Raw genomic sequence first — 16170 nt, forward strand, 5'->3', positions numbered from 1 at the left:
GCTCTTGCTGTGCCAGCATCAGATAAGTAGTGTAATTCTTGTAATTTATTAATAAATATCGCGAATACTTTCTTATCAAAAAACTCTGGTGCACTTACCCCATTCAATGATGATAGACGCTCGGCAATCAGCTGGCTACGGTCTTCAAGTTTGGTTCTTTCAATCACTTGGTCATGCTCTAATACGGTAAGTACAATGGCATAACGTTGCAACGTTTCTTGAATATTGGCAGCGAGCAATTTCAATGACATTAGACGCTCATTAATCGGCGTTATCAGCTCATTGTTATTGCTCACGAGTCCCTGTTCTTGCATTTCTGTTAATGTAGTCGTGATGCAATCACTCAATTCATCTTCTGAGTATTTCAAGAACAATTCGGCTTGAATTAACGGATAAAGCTGACGAACTTTGGCGTTAATGTCTGCTACATTTGTCTGTGGTTTTTCTGTCACGATAGCGGCAATCAATGACGGTAGCGCAAACAGGTGTAAAATATTATTACGGTAGAAAGTTAATAACACGGCTTGTTCGTATGACATCGATAGCATTTGTCCTAAGCTATCTTCACGTACGGTGAATTTTTTCAGTGCGATGGCTTGGTCCAGAATTTCTTCTGCGCTGTTTTCAGGCAAAGTGCTGAACTTACTATACGGGTTGTTACGCAGTAATTTTAAGTAACTATCAATTTGCTTAACTAAAATCTCTCGGCTTAATGCCTTGTGTGGCGCTGCGTGTAAAATTAATGCACAAATCGTTAATGAATTTACCGCGGCCGCGCTATTGATATTTACCATTACTTGGTTGGCAAGATCTCGAGTGGTTTGGTTTAACCATTGTGGCTGCTCTTCAACTGGCATATTCATGTCATCACGCCAGTTTTCAACGTGTTTATTCAAATATTGGTTAAGATTGATAGGCTCACCAAAATTAACAAATGCTTGTCCGTAATTTCTAAGTTTTTTAGCGATACCAAATACTTGGAATACGCTTTCTTTTTTCTTATTGGCACCGGATAATTCTTTTACATAGGTGCTGACTTCCATTACGTGATCGTAACCTAAGTATACCGGAACCAAGGTGATTGGTCGGCTCTGGTCTCTTAACATCGCTTGTAAGGTCATGTTGAGCATCCCCGTTTTGGGCGGTAATAACCGACCGGTACGGCTGCGGCCACCTTCGGTAAAGAATTCAACCGAATAACCTTTAGAGAATAATAAGCTGAGGTACTCTCTAAAGATGGTAGCGTAAAGCTTGTTACCTTTAAATGTACGACGTAAGAAGAAAGCGCCACCACGACGGAACATTGGTCCTGCAGGGAAGAAGTTGAGGTTAATACCGGCGGCAATGTGCGGCGGGATCAAACCTTCGTTATAAATCACATACGAAATAAGTAAATAATCCATATGACTTCGGTGGCAAGGCATGAATACGATCTCATGACCATCGGCAGCCAGTTTTCGCACTTGTTCTGCGTTATTGACCTTGATACCACTGTAGATCTTATTCCATAACCAAGACATGAAATTACTGGTGTTTTTTACCAGTTTGTACGAAAAGTCACTGGCAATTTCATCGATATAATCGTTGGCGCGTTTTTCTGCTTTTTGCACTGAAATATTCTGTTCAGCGATTTCCACTTGAATGGCTTTTTTAACTTCTGGATTACGTAATAGTAGTTCAAACAGTTGATAGCGATTCGGCAATTTAGGACCGGATGCCGCTAACTTTTGACGGCTGAAATGGATCTTGGCAACACGAATTAATTTTTGTGCAAGTTTTTCGTCGCTGCCGTGCTGATCGGCCATAAAGCGCAGTGATACTGGTTTATTAAAACGCACTAAGTTGTCTTTGCGGTTAAGACCAACAATCAATGTTTTACGTAAACGACTTGGCGAGATGCTGTTCGCTAATGACAGTAGCGGTACTTGACCTTCTTTGCCTGGTGCACGGCCCCAAAATAGGGCTACGGGCATTAACTGAATATCAAGCGATTTATCATCTTTATGTAAACGCAATAGCTGTTGAAACTCTTCAAAAAATACATCGCTATCTCTTGCTTTGCCAAACAGTGGCGCCGGATTATCTAAGCAAACGTAACTGGGAATGATTACCCCATTCACTTTTATTGGTGTCAGTGGATCTGGTAAGCCGAGTTCTTTACAGGCGCGTTGCAATGCGATGAAATCCGTCATTGATTTAGTTTTTAAAGCATAAACAATCGGGCGCGTTAAATCTAACTTTAGCGCATCAACGGGATTATCTGGAACGTACTGAGATTTAACTAAGCCATTAACGAAACTTCGACTTAACATTGATGGTTTTTGTTGCATAAGTGTTGTCATTCTGTTGTTTAAATTGCAAGAGTGCTTACTCCAATAATATCAGAAGCGTGGCTATAAATCTGTGTTTAAGCGCCTGCAAACGATTAATTCATTATTATTCTGATATCCCCACCGCTTATATTGCAAACTTGATATTACTGTATATAATTACAAGAAACTGTATATAAAACCAGTTAGGGCTCATGATGAAAGCATTGACACAAAGACAAGCAGAAGTACTTGAATTAGTTAAGCAACATATTAAAAATACCGGTATGCCACCAACCCGAGCTGAAATCGCGAAGGAACTTGGTTTTCGTTCTCCGAATGCCGCCGAAGAACATTTAAAAGCATTAGCGCGAAAAGGCCATATTGAAATTTTAGCAGGCACGTCACGTGGTATTCGTTTGTTGGTTGATGCAGAAGAAGCCAGCAATGATAGCGGTTTACCTTTAATTGGCCAAGTGGCAGCTGGTGAGCCTATTTTAGCGCAAGAACATATTGAAGCGCATTATGCTGTAGACCCGTCTATGTTCACCCCAAATGCTGATTTTTTATTACGTGTTCGTGGTGAGAGTATGCGTAATATTGGTATTATGGATGGTGATCTGTTAGCGGTACATAAAACCAAAAACATCAGTAAAGGCCAAGTTGTGGTTGCACGTGTTGACGATGAAGTCACCGTTAAGCGTTTTGAGCAGCAAGGTTGTGAAATTCTACTGCATCCTGAAAATGATGAAATGAGCACAATACGTGTTGATTTAAATTTCCAAAGCTTTGATATTGAAGGTGTCGCGGTGGGTATTATTCGTAATACTGATTGGATGTAATTACTTTCTCTCTCCCCCCGACTGTGTTGAGGGTAGATAGTTAATGATCCCATTATTGACTATCTATCTTCTTGTTCCCTTCACTCGTAGAACATCATTTCAAATCCACAAGAACTAATTGCTACCGTACAAAATAACCCAATTACTACGACCTCGATGGATAAGGCGAAATTGAATTGCTTTGATTAATAGTGGCTAATACTTTGTTTAATAATTGAAGTTAGATAGACTCTGGCATCTTTTGCTTTCCCTTATAAAGTTGAACTCGTCTATGTGGTTATCCATTCCTACCTCTGTGCATCGAAATATAATTGCCTTGGCTTTGCCAATGATCTTATCAAACATCAGTATTCCACTATTAGGTTTAGTCGATAGCATAGTGATCGGCCATCTTGATCAAGCTTGGTACCTCGGCGGTGTTGCGCTTGGATCTGCGGTGGTTATGTTCATTGTTTCTATGTGTAATTTTTTGCGTATGTCGACCACTGGACTGACCGCGCAGGCGTTCGGTAAGCAAGATAGTGGCGTTATACTGATGACGCTCGCGCATGCTATGTTAATCGCCTTAGGTTTGTCTTTTTTATTGTTGCTCGGTAAAAACTATATTGTTGATTTGGCCTTTATGCTGACGGATGCCAGTGAAAATGTGCAACAAAATGCCCAAGCTTACTTATCGATACGCATGTGGGGGATCCCAGCTGCGTTATTCAATTTTGCGATATTGGGCTGGTTGATTGGTTTGCAAAATATGAAAGCACCGATGTTGTTACTGATTATCGCCAATGTGTTTAATATTGTTTTAGACATTTTGTTCGTGGTGTATTTCGAGTGGGGAGTCGAGGGCGCTGCTGCTGCATCCGTTATTGCTGAATATGCGGCGTTGCTATTTGGTCTGTTATTAGTATTAAAACAACTTGGTCAGTTTTCATTACCCAGCAAAGCTGAGATTACTCAACGCTTATTTGAATCGAGTAAGTTATTGGGGTTACTTTCATTAAACCGCGATATTTTCATTCGTTCATTGTGTTTACAACTAACATTTGCTTTTATGACTTTTAAAGGCGCGAGTCTCGGTGATGAATATATTGCTGCAAATGCAGTATTACTCAACTTCTTGATGTTTATCTCTTTTGCATTAGACGGGTTAGCTTATGCGGTTGAAGCCATGGTGGGTAAAGCGATTGGAGCGAAAAATACGATTGCTTATCGCCAATCTATCTTTGCATCATTGATTTGGGCGGGTATTTTTTCTTTATTTTTTTCAGCGGCTTTCTTTATATTCGGCGAAGGGATGGTGAGAATGATCACGGATATTGAGGGTGTGCATATTATTGCCGTTGAGTTCTTACCTTGGTTAGTGTTATTACCATTTACTGCTGTGTGGTGTTTTGTATTTGATGGGGTATTTATTGGTGCGACAAGAGCAAAAGATATGCGTAATAGCATGTTGTTTTGTGTTATTTGCATATTCCTCCCTACCTATGTCCTTAGTAGTGGATTGGGTAACCATGCTTTATGGCTAGCGATGAATACGTTTATGCTCGCTCGTGGTTTATCGCTTGCTTGGTTGTTATGGCCTTCCTTGCAAGAGCGAAACGCGTAACAACATGAGTCGACTATACTGAAAAGATTTAGTTATTACTGATAATTTATTCTTTTCACTTTCATTGTTACACCTGAGTAAAAGTAATTTGTGTTTCAAGGGTATTATCATTACAGAGTAATTTAATATAATGAGCGCCATACAGTATGACTAGTCGAAATACAGAGATTAGTATTACCAATGATATTAATTTTATCCCACTGGAGATGAACATGACTGACAAATTTATTAAATCCAAAGCAGCTATTGCTTGGGGTCCAAACCAACCACTATCTGTTGAAGAAGTGGATGTAATGTTACCAAGAAAAGGTGAAGTGTTGGTTAAGGTTATTGCTTCTGGCGTATGTCATACCGATGCTTTCACATTATCGGGTGATGATCCAGAAGGCATCTTCCCTGTCATTCTTGGTCACGAAGGTGGCGGTATCGTTGAGCAAATCGGTGAAGGCGTTACCAGTGTTCAAGTTGGCGATCATGTTATTCCTTTATACACACCAGAATGTGGAGAGTGTAAATTCTGTAAGTCTGGTAAAACGAACCTGTGCCAACAGATCCGTGAAACGCAAGGTCAAGGCCTAATGCCAGATGGCACTACACGTTTCTACAAAGACGGTCAGCCAATCTTCCATTACATGGGTTGTTCAACGTTCTCTGAATACACGGTATTGCCAGAGATCTCGTTAGCAAAAGTAAATAAAGAAGCCCCGCTTGAAGAAGTATGTCTACTTGGTTGTGGTGTCACAACGGGTATGGGGGCTGTAATGAATACCGCTAAAGTTGAAGAAGGCGCAACTGTTGCTATCTTCGGTCTAGGCGGTATTGGTCTTTCTGCGGTTATCGGCGCGACTATGGCTAAAGCGAGTCGTATCATTGCAATCGACATTAATGAAAGCAAATTTGAACTAGCGAAAAAACTAGGCGCAACAGATTTCATTAACCCGAAAGACTACGACAAGCCAATTCAAGACGTTATCGTAGAATTAACGGACGGTGGTGTCGATTACTCATTCGAATGTATTGGTAACGTTAACTTAATGCGTTCAGCATTAGAATGTTGTCATAAAGGTTGGGGTGAATCAGTTGTAATTGGTGTTGCTGGTGCAGGTCAAGAGATCTCTACTCGTCCATTCCAACTCGTGACAGGCCGTGTATGGCGTGGCAGTGCATTCGGTGGTGTTAAAGGCCGTACAGAGCTACCTGATTACGTTGAACGTTACCTAAAAGGTGAATTCGCATTAAGTGACTTTATTACTCACACTATGGCGCTTGAAGATATCAATGAATCATTTGATCTGATGCACCGTGGTGAAAGTATCCGTACTGTTATCCATTTCGATAAGTAATTAAAATATATGCCGTTACTTTACCTTTCATAAAGTAACGGAATGACTAGTAAAGGTTTGTCATGTCTATAGAAGTTGTTAGTAGTAATAAAATGTTTGGCGGTTGGCAGCATCAATATAATCATGCGTCGAGTGTACTAAACTGTCAGATGCGTTTTGCTGTGTATTTACCACCGCAAGCATCAAATATGCGTAAAGTACCTGTGATGTATTGGTTGTCTGGCCTGACATGCACTGATGAGAACTTTATGCAAAAAGCCGGTGCTCAGCGTATTGCTGCAGAATTGGGTATTGCTATCGTGGCACCTGATACTAGTCCGCGTGGTGACGGTGTACCTGATGATGCAGATCAGGCGTATGACTTTGGTCTTGGTGCTGGATTCTATGTAAATGCAACACAAGCGCCGTGGAACACCCATTATCAAATGTATGACTATGTAGTGAATGAATTACCTGCACTAATTGAAGCTAACTTTCCTGTTACACAAGAGCGTGTGATCAGTGGACACTCTATGGGTGGTCATGGTGCATTAGTGATGGCATTACGTAATCCTGAGCGTTATCGTTCAGTAACGGCGTTTAGCCCGATTAGTAATCCGATCAATTGCCCTTGGGGACAAAAAGCGCTGCAAAATTATTTAGGTAAAGATAAAGCAACGTGGCAAGCATACGATGCGAGTCTACTCATGGCTAAAGCTGACACGTTTGTACCAGCAATGGTTGAACAAGGGAAAGATGATTCATTTTTAGATGAGCAACTTAAACCGAATATGTTAACAGCAGCAGCTGAAAAGAAAGGTTATCCTCTCACGCTAGAAATGCATGATGGTTATGATCATAGTTACTATTTTATCGCCACTTTTATCGAAAAACATATGCGTTTTCATGCGGCTAATTTAGCTAAATAACGATGCTAAATCATTGGTCTAAATAAGACAGTGAAAAGGGTGGTAGACATAGTTCTATCACCCTTTTTTATATTTGAATACAGGTTTTTAAACTGCTTTTAAATCTTACTTTGAACCTGCAAAGTCCAGTTGACGCCAGCTTTCATAAATAAATACTGACACGGCATTCGATAAATTCATGCTACGACTTTCTGGTAGCATAGGTATTCTTACTTTCTGCTCTTGTGGCAGTGTATCGAGCACTTCTGGCGGCAGGCCACGTGTTTCAGGGCCAAATAATAATACATCACCGGCCTGGTATTCAGCTTCATGATGGTATTTAGTACCTTTGGTTGTGCATGCAAAAATACGTGCATCGCCAACACAATCAAGAAATGCTTGATAGTTAGCGTGACGTTTTACATCGGCAAATTCATGATAGTCTAGCCCCGCACGTTTTACCCTTTTATCATCCCATTCAAAACCAAGCGGTTCAATTAAATGTAATTTGAAACCAGAGTTGGCACAAAGGCGAATAATATTACCTGTATTTGGTGGGATCTCAGGTTCAAATAGTGCTACTTGTAACATAATAAAGTCTCAGTTCAGGGTTATATAACGTTGGTACTTTGGGTAGAATAGCAAATTTAACAACCTAATGGTAAAAGTGATGAAAAAGCGTAGTACTTTGATCGTGACAGGCTTAATTATATTAAGCGCGATACCTTTTAGCTTAAATATCTTGATTAATATGTTTTTTGAAAATCTTGATACAGAAATATATGAGCAGAAAAAAGCACGGGTGGAACAGCGTCGACAAATAGAAAAGATGTTTCCAGAGTTAGATACCAAAGATCCATTACGTCCACAGGTTGTCACTGATAAAATGACAGAAGAGAAATTATAAGAACTTCTCTTCTGTATTTGGCCATTAACGCTATGATTAACAGATTGGTATAGTGATAGATATTTGCAAACCGCGAGTGTCTCTATTACTTGCCACTATTTTGCCGTGATGCTGCCTGATCGCATTTTCGGTAATAGCTAACCCAAGACCTGCTCCTCCTGACTCTCGGTCACGCGCTTGTGATACACGATAGAAAGGTTTAAATATTTGTTCAATCTCATCTTCGGGAACACCGGGCCCATCATCTGTGATTATCAAGGTGATTTTATCTGAATCACTTACAAAGGCTAAGTCAACCTGATTGGCAGCATAACGTAATGCATTACGGATGACGTTTTCAACCGCACTACCAAAGAGAGCTGGGAAGCCTTTAATATCCAAATCAGGAATGACTTGATGACTAAAACGTTTCTCTAGCTGTTCGGCTTCGAAGATTGCATCATCACAAATGGGTTGTAATAACGAATCAAGATTAAACGATTCTTTGGTGGTGGCGTTTAATTGCATTTTAGATAAATTTAACAGCGCTGCAATCATTTCTTCTAGGCGTTCGGATTCATTGTCAATGCGCGTAATTTCTTTTGTTTCTCCGTAGTGTCGTTTAGATAATGCCACTGACATTTTTAACCGCGTTAACGGAGATCTTAACTCATGGGATATATCGCTTAGCAGACGATGCTGGAGTGAGATATGTTCACGAATAGAGAGCATCATGGTACGTAAACTTCGTGCTAATTCGCCTATTTCGTCTTGTCTTTGTGTCGCAGGTACCACGGCATCTAAATTTCCATCGGTGATATCTGATGCGGTTTTTTTCAGTTTTTGTAACGGGTTAGAAATATGCCATGCGAGTAATGCACATAGTGGCATACTGACCAGCATCGTGATAAAGAGTAGTAAGAATGGTCTATCTAATACGTTAATTAACCAAATGTTATGCTCGGCAGGTAATTGTTGGGCCGCATACAACTGGAATTGTTCACCGCGTAACACCACTGAAATTGGGCCAGTCATTAACCAATTTTTGTATTGCTTCACTTTTGGTACTAGTGACTCTTCACTTTGTAAAATAAAACGGCGAATCGCTTTAGAGGCTTTTGTGCTTGCAATGATATCGCCATTGGTACTCACTAAATAGAAATTTTTAGTCTGTGCTTCTTTAGGGGTGATTAATACCTGTAGTGGCACATTAGGATAGCGCTCTGCGGAAATGGCAATATTATGGGCAATACTATTTAAAATACTGACAGAGCGTGGGTCGAGCTGTTTCATTACTCGACTATCGAGTGTTGGCAGCGCAATGACCACCGCAACCACGAGTAGTAGCATGCACCAAAACCAGACAAAAATTTTTACGAAGAGATGATTTAATTTGCTACTAAGCACGTGTGAACAACCTTATTTCAAGAGTAATAAAAAAGCGTGAGAGGGGGTATTATGTATCTAGCCACATATAACCACGGCCACGTAATGTACGAATACGCATTTTGTCATCTGTTCTTTCGGGTAGTTTTTTACGTAAATTACTCAAATGCATGTCAATACTGCGATCGAACGGCGTTAATTTTTTACCCAAAACTTGCTCACTTAAATCAGCTTTAGTTAAAATAATGCCAGGTGAAGAGATCAGTGCTTCCAATAACATCAACTCGGTACTGGTTAAATCAAGCAGTTGGCTTTGACACCATGCTTCTTGTGTACGGCTATTTATGTCTATATCTAAATGGGTTAATAATTCGGTATTTTTGGTTGTTGTTACGGGTTCTATTCGACGTAGTACGGCTTTAATGCGTGCTAATAGTTCACGATCACTAAATGGTTTTGGTAAATAATCATCAGCACCCATCTCCAAGCCAAGCACACGATCGATTTCATCGCCTTTAGCGGTCAACATTAAGACTGGCGTGCTGTTATCAATTCGAAGTTTTTTTAATACCTCAAAGCCGTTTAGCTTTGGCATCATGACATCTAAAAGCACCATATCATATTGATTACTTCTGATTGCTGCTAAACCAGCTTCACCATCATGTACCATATCGACGTCGAAATCTTCGAGGCTCAAAAACTCGGCGAGTAATTCAGCTAGCTCTTTATCGTCATCAATTAATAATAATTTAGTCATATTAGGTACTCTGTTAATTGTTCTTGTGATATTAGGATACTGGGTTAAGCAGTAAATAATTCGAAGATTTACCTTGTTTTACATTTTTGTTTCGGCACAGCAAAGAATTGGTGAGCCTAGTCAGTTTAACTAAGATGAGGTAATAAACAATGCCCTTTTCAATTAAAAAATCGCAAATTGTGCTGAGCTACGTTATGGCTTTATTTATGATAAATGAGTTAATTAGACAGTATTTATTACTCTTTTTTTAGATTAACGAGCTAGTATAAAAGACTTATTTATCACTATATGCCCTTACTCCCCTAAAGAAGCCCCTGAATGTTTTTATTTAGTCTGTTTTTTTGATTTACCGTTTTATAAGATAAATAACTTCACGTTGTTTTTCTATTGCCCGCGTTTATAATAAACGCAAGATAATGTAAAAGGTAAACTTGTGATAAATTCTGAACATGAAAAATTAGTCAAGCGCGCGAGTTATGCGTCGGTCGCCACTGCGATGATCTTATTATGCAGTAAATTATTTGTGTGGTTTGCCACTGGTTCATCATCGATACTGGCATCCCTGACGGATTCTTTTTTAGATATTGGTGCATCCATTATTAATTTATTCGCGATTAAATATGCGCTAGAACCTGCTGATGAGGCGCATCGGTTTGGGCATGGTAAAGCGGAATCTTTAGCTGGATTAGTACAAGCGGCATTTATTGTTGGTTCATCTATTTTATTGATGTTACATGGTGTTAGCGCGCTATTAGATCCGCAACCTATTGTTCGTTCAGAGTTAGGTATCGCCGTCTCTATTTTTGCATTGTTGATAACGTTTATATTAATTCGTTATCAAACATACGTGGTAGCGAAAACCAATAGTGTGGCAATTAGAGCTGATTCACTCCATTATAAATCTGATTTATGGCTTAATGCTGCAGTGCTTATTGCCCTTAGTTTATCGGCGTATGGTTTTTATTGGGTTGATGGATTAGCGACAATCTTGATATCCTGCTACATATTATATAGCGCGTATGAGATCGGTATGGAGTCAATTCAGACCTTGTTGGATCATGAACTACCCGCTGATGACATTGCTAAAATAACGACTATTGTTGCGAATACGGAAAATGTACTCGGACTGCATGAGTTACGGACTCGACAATCAGGCTATATGCGTTTTATTCAATTACATATTGAACTTGATGACCACCTGACTTTATTTCAATCGCATGCTATTGCTGATAATGTAGAAACTAATTTACTCCGTGAATTTGCGAATACGGAAGTGCTTATTCACCAAGACCCAATTTCAATTGTAAAGACGAAAAATGATTAATATAAACGTGACTTCTAAAAGTTGTAAAGGAATTAACATGGAAGATAAACTTTCAATGTCTTGGCTTAGAATTAGAGATGAAGCTAAAGTATTGGTTGAACAGGAACCTATGCTCGCTAGCTTCTTCCATTCAACCATACTCAATCATGATAGTCTGAAATGCTCATTAAGTTTCCAATTAGCAAATAAACTCGGTAGCGCAACAATGCCTGCGATTTTATTACGCGAAGTGATTGAAGAAGCGCTAAAAGCAGACCCGACTATTTTGCATTCAGTAGCCGCTGATTTATGCGCGGTACAAGAACGAGATCCAGCGGTTAAATATTTCTCGACACCATTATTATATCTAAAAGGTTTTCTCGCATTACAGTCTTATCGAATCGCCAATTGGTTGTGGAATCAAAAGCGCGAAGCATTAGCGATTTATTTGCAAAACCAAATATCAGTGGTATTTGCAGTCGACATTCACCCTGCGGCGAGAATTGGCCGAGGTATTATGCTCGATCATGCGACCGGTATTGTTATTGGTGAAACGGCAATTGTCGAAGATGATGTTTCCATTTTACAAAGTGTGACACTCGGTGGTACTGGTAAAGAAAGCGGTGATCGCCATCCCAAAATTAGAGCTGGTGTGATGATTGGTGCTGGCGCCAAAGTGCTTGGTAATATTGAAGTCGGTCGAGGGGCTAAAGTTGGTGCTGGTAGTGTCGTTATCGACCCTGTCCCCGAACATACTACCGTTGCGGGGGTTCCCGCGAAAGTTGTTGGTAGACCTGATTCAGAGATGCCTTCATTAGCGATGAATCAAACAATTTGATGTATAAATGTCAGCGCTCACAAACAAAAACTAAATTCTGCATGGGCGCATCATAAATTAACTAATAAGACTTGTTGTCGGTTGACTAGCGTTGTATTCTTCTAGCTAAGGGATAAGCCCTCTCAGCACAATATTGAATTCTTAAATTATGGGTGACAAAATGAATTTTGACGTATTAGATAAATTAGAAAGTAAAGTACAAACAGCGGTTGATACCATTTCCCTTTTACAAATGGAATTAGAAGAGCTAAAAGAAGAAAACAACCAACTATTAGCCAATAATTCTGAACTTAAAGGTCAACAAGATGTATGGCAAGATCGTTTACGTTCTTTGTTAGGCAGAATGGATGAAGTTCAAGAGTTAGAAGAGCTAGAAGAAGAAGCATAATTTGATTCAGAGGTATGGTTGAAAAAACATATACCTCTGTATCTATGTCTTTATTCGATATCAAGCGCATCGGCGGATAATATAATTCCCGTGCTGTCAGCATAGACATGATCGTCAGGTAGGAATGTCACCCCACCAAAATTAACCGCTACATCAACTTCACCTGTGCGATTATCATCGGCACCAACAGGTATTGAAGCAAGACTCTGAATACCGATATTAATGTCATCTAACTGATCAACCTCTCTAATACTACCGTAAACAATAATGCCTTCCCATTCGTTCTCAAATGCCATTTGCGCAATATCAGAATCAATTAATGCCCTTCTTAGCGAACCACCACCATCAATAAGTAATACCTTACCTAAGCCTGGTTGTTGCACTGTTTCAGCGATCAAACCTAAGCTTTCAAAACATTTGATTGTGGTAATTTTTCCACCGAACGATGACTTACCACCAAAGTTCATAAACATCGGTTCCACAACATCAATCATATCAGTGTATATATCGCATAGTTCAGAAGTATTGTATTCCATGAGCAGCACCTTTTAATAAAGAAAGTTAGGTCATTAGCAATAAATCATAGCACTGTTAGCATATAAATTAAGCCTTTATTATCATTAGATAAATTTAAATTTAGCTTGTCGTATAAACATAAATGCTGATATTTCGTAAATATCAGGCTAATTTCTGATAGTTTAATGTGATGGTCTATTCTTTATGATAGTAGAATAGACCATCACAGAGGGGTTGTTATGACAATGATTAATGCACTCACTATCAACGTGGAAGATTATTTTCAAGCCCCCGCTTTTCAACACAGCATCAAAGAAAGCGATTGGGGATTGCTTTCTCCCCGAATTGAATATGCGGTAGATAAAATTTTATTGTTATTAAGTGACCATCATGTAACGGCTACATTTTTTATTTACGGGTGGACGATTAACCATTTCCCATTGATGTTAAAGAAAATAGCGGAGCAGGGACATGAACTCGCATATCGGCACTATAACCAATCTGATCCACAGTATTTTAATCAGCGTAAAATCATTGAAGACTTAAACCGCTATAAAGCGCAGTTATCACACATAATTGGTTGTAATGTCGTTGGTTATCGGAGCGAACCAAAATTGTACTGCTCGACATCGGAATGGCTAGTAGATGAGTTAATGTTGGCCGGTTATGAATATAGCAGTGCTAATCATTCAAATAAGGTGAGCAAGTCTGATGGTGGATTGGACTCCATTGTCGATAATTTTCAATACTTAAATGTATCAACCCATAAAGTGCTAAATAAGCAATATGACATTATTAATACCAACAGTATTCGTTTACGGAAATATGAATCAAGTCGTAAGCTCGTTAAATGTTTTATAGAAGAGACTAAAACACCGGTTCTCGGCAGTATCTCAACTTGGGTTATGGATAATCAGCAACCTAATATTCGAGCTGATAGCTTATTTAAAAAATGGTTACACAGTTACCGTACCCGTGAAACCCCGCTCATACTACATCAACTATTTTCTGAGTATGACTGGCAAACCGTCAGCGCCATACATTTGCATAAAGTATTACAGTTAAACAGTATTAAAAAAAGGAAAGGGCGCAGTGTAAGTTAATGATAAGGATATTATGGTAATGAAAATTTTACATGTAATAGAAAGTGGTGGTTTTTATGGTGCTGAAAGAGTCTTAATTGAATTAATGTTAGGTTTAAAGGTATTAGATCATGACGTTGCTTTACTTAGTTTTGGTTATAAGGGGCAGGAAGAAAAAGAGTTCGAAATTATTTGTCGTCAACACGGCATCGCAGTAAAGTCTATTCGGGTAAATAAACTCGAATCTTTTTGTATTAGCCGTTATATAAAATATTTTGCAGAAAAAAACAATTTTGATGTTGTGCATTCTCACGGCTATAAATTTAATATACTGTTTGGCTTAATGTTGAAAGGAAACCGTTTTAAATGTTTTTGTTGCACTGTCCATGGTTATGTTTCTGCACCTAAGTTTAGCAAAATGGCATTTTATCAATATCTAGATAAGTACTCATTAAAGCAGTTAAATCGAATTTTTCTTGTTAGCCAGCACATGACAAGCCTACCAAGTATTCAGGAGTTAGAATCAAACCAATATACGGTGATTGAGAATGGTATTGGTGGCTATATGCCTATATGTACGGTTGAAGAACGCTTAATAACTTTTCTTCACAATAAAACCACTCGATTAATGGCAGTCGGCCGCCTTGCTGCTGAAAAAAGTTTCGATACGCTTATTGATGCGTTACCTAAGTTGATTGAAAATGATCCAAAGACTGTACTCGTTATATTTGGTGCAGGAAGTGAAGAGCATCGATTACGAGACCAAATAACACAGTTGGACTTAACTGAACATGTTCTATTGTTCGGTTTTGTAGAATCACTATTGAGTTATTTTAACCACTTTAATGTTTTTGTAATGCCTTCTATTACAGAGGGGACCCCCATCGCTCTACTTGAAGCGATGCAGGCGAGAATTCCTTGTGTAGTTACTAGTGTCGGTGGTATGCCTCATATGCTTGGATATGGTCGTGGAGGCTGGATTGTGCCACCTAAAGATCCATTAGCACTGCAAATTGCAATTTCAAAAAGTCTGATCCAAAATCAAAACCAAATTAAAACTAGCTTTTCCTATGATCGTGTCATGCATGAATTTAATTATATTCATATGAGTCGGCAATATTTAGATGGGTACCAAAGTATGCTAACACTCGCTACTGGCTCAAAATAATTGACCTTACCTGTACTGGAATGTTTACCATCGTGTTATTTCTATTAAGGGGACGATAATGACTCATTTTACGAAGCTATTAAAACCTGCATTAATCACTTGTAGTTTAATCAGTAGTGTTGCGCTAGCTGAAGATATGACGGTATATAAATCTCAGTACTGTGGTTGCTGTACAGAATGGGCTGAGCAAATGGAAGATGCTGGCTTTAAGTTAACCGTTATTAACAATGAATATATGACGGATGTAAAAAATCAGTATGGGGTCCCTCATAATCTACGTTCTTGTCACACTGCGCTCGTTGGTGGTTATATTGTCGAAGGGCATGTACCTGTTGCTGATATTAACAAGCTGTTAAGTCAAAACAAACGAGTTAAAGGCATTGCAACGCCGGGAATGCCACAAAGCGCACCAGGTATGGATGTTCCAGGTGCTACTGATGCATACCAAGTTGTTGCTTTCAATAAAGCAGGCATGCAGTACGTATATAATGAATATAATACGAAGTAGCTTGTTTTTTGTGCATAAAGAGGTGTTTTGAAACGTATCTTCATTGTTTGGTACTTTTTTATCAGCAAAGATAAAAAGTACTTGCTTGGAATCCTTAGTTCTCTATAATGCGACCTCACTGACACGGCAGCAGCCGCTAAGTAAAGGTGTTTATCAGTAGCGAAAGTTACTTTTTAAACTTCCTGAAATAAAGTGCAAATATGTGCTTGACTTCAAAATCGGTTTGCGTAGAATACGCAGCCTGACTACGGCGCAAGACGTCAAGGTCAATGCTCTTTAACAATTTATTCAAGCAATCTGTGTGAGCATTTGCAGAGATATAATGACCAAAAATTATATCAATGTAATTGTGAA

General features: G+C 39.1%; 17 protein-coding genes. 11 read left to right on the forward strand and 6 right to left on the reverse strand.

Annotation, left to right across the window (positions count from 1 at the left end):
- A partial coding sequence (plsB, locus tag QNK26_RS12095) for a glycerol-3-phosphate 1-O-acyltransferase PlsB (RefSeq protein ID WP_319223233.1) occupies nucleotides 1–2330 on the reverse strand: 2330 nt, incomplete at its 3' end.
- A 197-nt stretch (nucleotides 2331–2527) separates the two neighbouring features.
- Between plsB and lexA the strand changes: the two genes are divergently transcribed.
- The 4 genes from lexA to fghA all read left to right on the forward strand — a co-directional run bounded on the left by lexA (nucleotide 2528) and on the right by fghA (nucleotide 7005).
- Nucleotides 2528–3151 carry a transcriptional repressor LexA gene (gene lexA / locus QNK26_RS12100; protein WP_319223234.1) on the forward strand — a complete coding sequence of 208 codons (624 nt, stop codon included), beginning with the start codon at nucleotides 2528–2530 and terminating at the stop codon, nucleotides 3149–3151.
- 328 nt (nucleotides 3152–3479) lie between these two features.
- Nucleotides 3480–4754 (forward strand): MATE family efflux transporter, encoded by a 1275-nt coding sequence (locus tag QNK26_RS12105; protein WP_319223236.1) that lies wholly within the window; start codon nucleotides 3480–3482, stop codon nucleotides 4752–4754.
- A gap of 212 nt (nucleotides 4755–4966) precedes the next feature.
- On the forward strand, nucleotides 4967–6097 hold the full coding sequence (locus QNK26_RS12110; protein WP_319223238.1) for an S-(hydroxymethyl)glutathione dehydrogenase/class III alcohol dehydrogenase: 1131 nt from the start codon (nucleotides 4967–4969) through the stop codon (nucleotides 6095–6097).
- A 62-nt stretch (nucleotides 6098–6159) separates the two neighbouring features.
- A complete protein-coding gene (gene fghA / locus QNK26_RS12115) occupies nucleotides 6160–7005 on the forward strand; it encodes an S-formylglutathione hydrolase (protein WP_319223240.1) in 846 nt (281 codons plus the stop codon).
- Nucleotides 7006–7110: 105 nt separating this feature from the next.
- Here fghA and trmL read toward each other — a convergent pair whose 3' ends face one another.
- Complete coding sequence (gene trmL / locus QNK26_RS12120; RefSeq protein ID WP_319223242.1) at nucleotides 7111–7575, reverse strand: tRNA (uridine(34)/cytosine(34)/5-carboxymethylaminomethyluridine(34)-2'-O)-methyltransferase TrmL; 465 nt, start codon at nucleotides 7573–7575, stop codon at nucleotides 7111–7113.
- Between the two features lie 79 nt (nucleotides 7576–7654).
- Between trmL and QNK26_RS12125 the strand changes: the two genes are divergently transcribed.
- The gene (locus tag QNK26_RS12125) at nucleotides 7655–7891 is read left to right on the forward strand and encodes a hypothetical protein (protein WP_319223243.1); all 237 of its coding nucleotides are present in this window, start codon (nucleotides 7655–7657) and stop codon (nucleotides 7889–7891) included.
- A 36-nt stretch (nucleotides 7892–7927) separates the two neighbouring features.
- Here QNK26_RS12125 and QNK26_RS12130 read toward each other — a convergent pair whose 3' ends face one another.
- Nucleotides 7928–9220 (reverse strand): ATP-binding protein, encoded by a 1293-nt coding sequence (locus tag QNK26_RS12130; RefSeq protein WP_319223244.1) that lies wholly within the window; start codon nucleotides 9218–9220, stop codon nucleotides 7928–7930.
- Nucleotides 9221–9326: 106 nt separating this feature from the next.
- A complete protein-coding gene (locus QNK26_RS12135) occupies nucleotides 9327–10013 on the reverse strand; it encodes a response regulator (RefSeq protein ID WP_319223245.1) in 687 nt (228 codons plus the stop codon).
- Between the two features lie 433 nt (nucleotides 10014–10446).
- Between QNK26_RS12135 and QNK26_RS12140 the strand changes: the two genes are divergently transcribed.
- From QNK26_RS12140 to zapB, 3 genes are all read left to right on the forward strand, one after another.
- The gene (locus QNK26_RS12140; RefSeq protein WP_319223247.1) at nucleotides 10447–11337 is read left to right on the forward strand and encodes a cation diffusion facilitator family transporter; all 891 of its coding nucleotides are present in this window, start codon (nucleotides 10447–10449) and stop codon (nucleotides 11335–11337) included.
- 55 nt (nucleotides 11338–11392) lie between these two features.
- Nucleotides 11393–12154 carry a serine O-acetyltransferase gene (gene cysE / locus QNK26_RS12145; RefSeq protein WP_413816364.1) on the forward strand — a complete coding sequence of 254 codons (762 nt, stop codon included), beginning with the start codon at nucleotides 11393–11395 and terminating at the stop codon, nucleotides 12152–12154.
- 160 nt (nucleotides 12155–12314) lie between these two features.
- The gene (zapB, locus tag QNK26_RS12150; RefSeq protein WP_026006261.1) at nucleotides 12315–12542 is read left to right on the forward strand and encodes a cell division protein ZapB; all 228 of its coding nucleotides are present in this window, start codon (nucleotides 12315–12317) and stop codon (nucleotides 12540–12542) included.
- Nucleotides 12543–12592: 50 nt separating this feature from the next.
- Here zapB and rraA read toward each other — a convergent pair whose 3' ends face one another.
- On the reverse strand, nucleotides 12593–13078 hold the full coding sequence (gene rraA / locus QNK26_RS12155; protein WP_319223249.1) for a ribonuclease E activity regulator RraA: 486 nt from the start codon (nucleotides 13076–13078) through the stop codon (nucleotides 12593–12595).
- 219 nt (nucleotides 13079–13297) lie between these two features.
- On the opposite strand from rraA, the gene QNK26_RS12160 reads away from it, so the two are divergent.
- The 3 genes from QNK26_RS12160 to QNK26_RS12170 are packed head-to-tail and all read left to right on the forward strand — an operon-like array spanning nucleotide 13298 to nucleotide 15816.
- A complete protein-coding gene (locus QNK26_RS12160; protein ID WP_319223250.1) occupies nucleotides 13298–14161 on the forward strand; it encodes a polysaccharide deacetylase family protein in 864 nt (287 codons plus the stop codon).
- Between the two features lie 19 nt (nucleotides 14162–14180).
- A complete protein-coding gene (locus QNK26_RS12165) occupies nucleotides 14181–15308 on the forward strand; it encodes a glycosyltransferase (RefSeq protein ID WP_319223252.1) in 1128 nt (375 codons plus the stop codon).
- Between the two features lie 58 nt (nucleotides 15309–15366).
- On the forward strand, nucleotides 15367–15816 hold the full coding sequence (locus QNK26_RS12170; RefSeq protein ID WP_319223255.1) for a DUF411 domain-containing protein: 450 nt from the start codon (nucleotides 15367–15369) through the stop codon (nucleotides 15814–15816).
- Between the two features lie 166 nt (nucleotides 15817–15982).
- Here the strand turns inward: QNK26_RS12170 and QNK26_RS12175 are convergent.
- On the reverse strand, nucleotides 15983–16170 hold a 188-nt coding region (locus tag QNK26_RS12175; protein WP_319223257.1), incomplete at its 5' end, for a hypothetical protein.

This window comes from Moritella sp., assembly GCF_033791185.1.
GTDB lineage: Bacteria > Pseudomonadota > Gammaproteobacteria > Enterobacterales > Moritellaceae > Moritella.

Excerpts from the sequence above, each read along its gene's own strand:
- zapB (WP_026006261.1), top strand. The coding sequence starts at position 12,315 with ATGAATTTTGACGTATTAGATAAATTAGAAAGTAAAGTACAAACAGCG.
- QNK26_RS12110 (WP_319223238.1), top strand. The coding sequence starts at position 4,967 with ATGACTGACAAATTTATTAAATCCAAAGCAGCTATTGCTTGGGGTCCA.
- QNK26_RS12130 (WP_319223244.1), bottom strand. The coding sequence starts at position 9,220 with ATGCTACTACTCGTGGTTGCGGTGGTCATTGCGCTGCCAACACTCGAT.
- QNK26_RS12125 (WP_319223243.1), top strand. The coding sequence starts at position 7,655 with ATGAAAAAGCGTAGTACTTTGATCGTGACAGGCTTAATTATATTAAGC.
- QNK26_RS12170 (WP_319223255.1), top strand. The coding sequence starts at position 15,367 with ATGACTCATTTTACGAAGCTATTAAAACCTGCATTAATCACTTGTAGT.
- QNK26_RS12160 (WP_319223250.1), top strand. The coding sequence starts at position 13,298 with ATGACAATGATTAATGCACTCACTATCAACGTGGAAGATTATTTTCAA.
- trmL (WP_319223242.1), bottom strand. The coding sequence starts at position 7,575 with ATGTTACAAGTAGCACTATTTGAACCTGAGATCCCACCAAATACAGGT.
- QNK26_RS12165 (WP_319223252.1), top strand. The coding sequence starts at position 14,181 with ATGAAAATTTTACATGTAATAGAAAGTGGTGGTTTTTATGGTGCTGAA.
- lexA (WP_319223234.1), top strand. The coding sequence starts at position 2,528 with ATGAAAGCATTGACACAAAGACAAGCAGAAGTACTTGAATTAGTTAAG.
- cysE (WP_413816364.1), top strand. The coding sequence starts at position 11,393 with ATGTCTTGGCTTAGAATTAGAGATGAAGCTAAAGTATTGGTTGAACAG.
- QNK26_RS12135 (WP_319223245.1), bottom strand. The coding sequence starts at position 10,013 with ATGACTAAATTATTATTAATTGATGACGATAAAGAGCTAGCTGAATTA.
- fghA (WP_319223240.1), top strand. The coding sequence starts at position 6,160 with ATGTCTATAGAAGTTGTTAGTAGTAATAAAATGTTTGGCGGTTGGCAG.
- rraA (WP_319223249.1), bottom strand. The coding sequence starts at position 13,078 with ATGGAATACAATACTTCTGAACTATGCGATATATACACTGATATGATT.
- QNK26_RS12105 (WP_319223236.1), top strand. The coding sequence starts at position 3,480 with ATGATCTTATCAAACATCAGTATTCCACTATTAGGTTTAGTCGATAGC.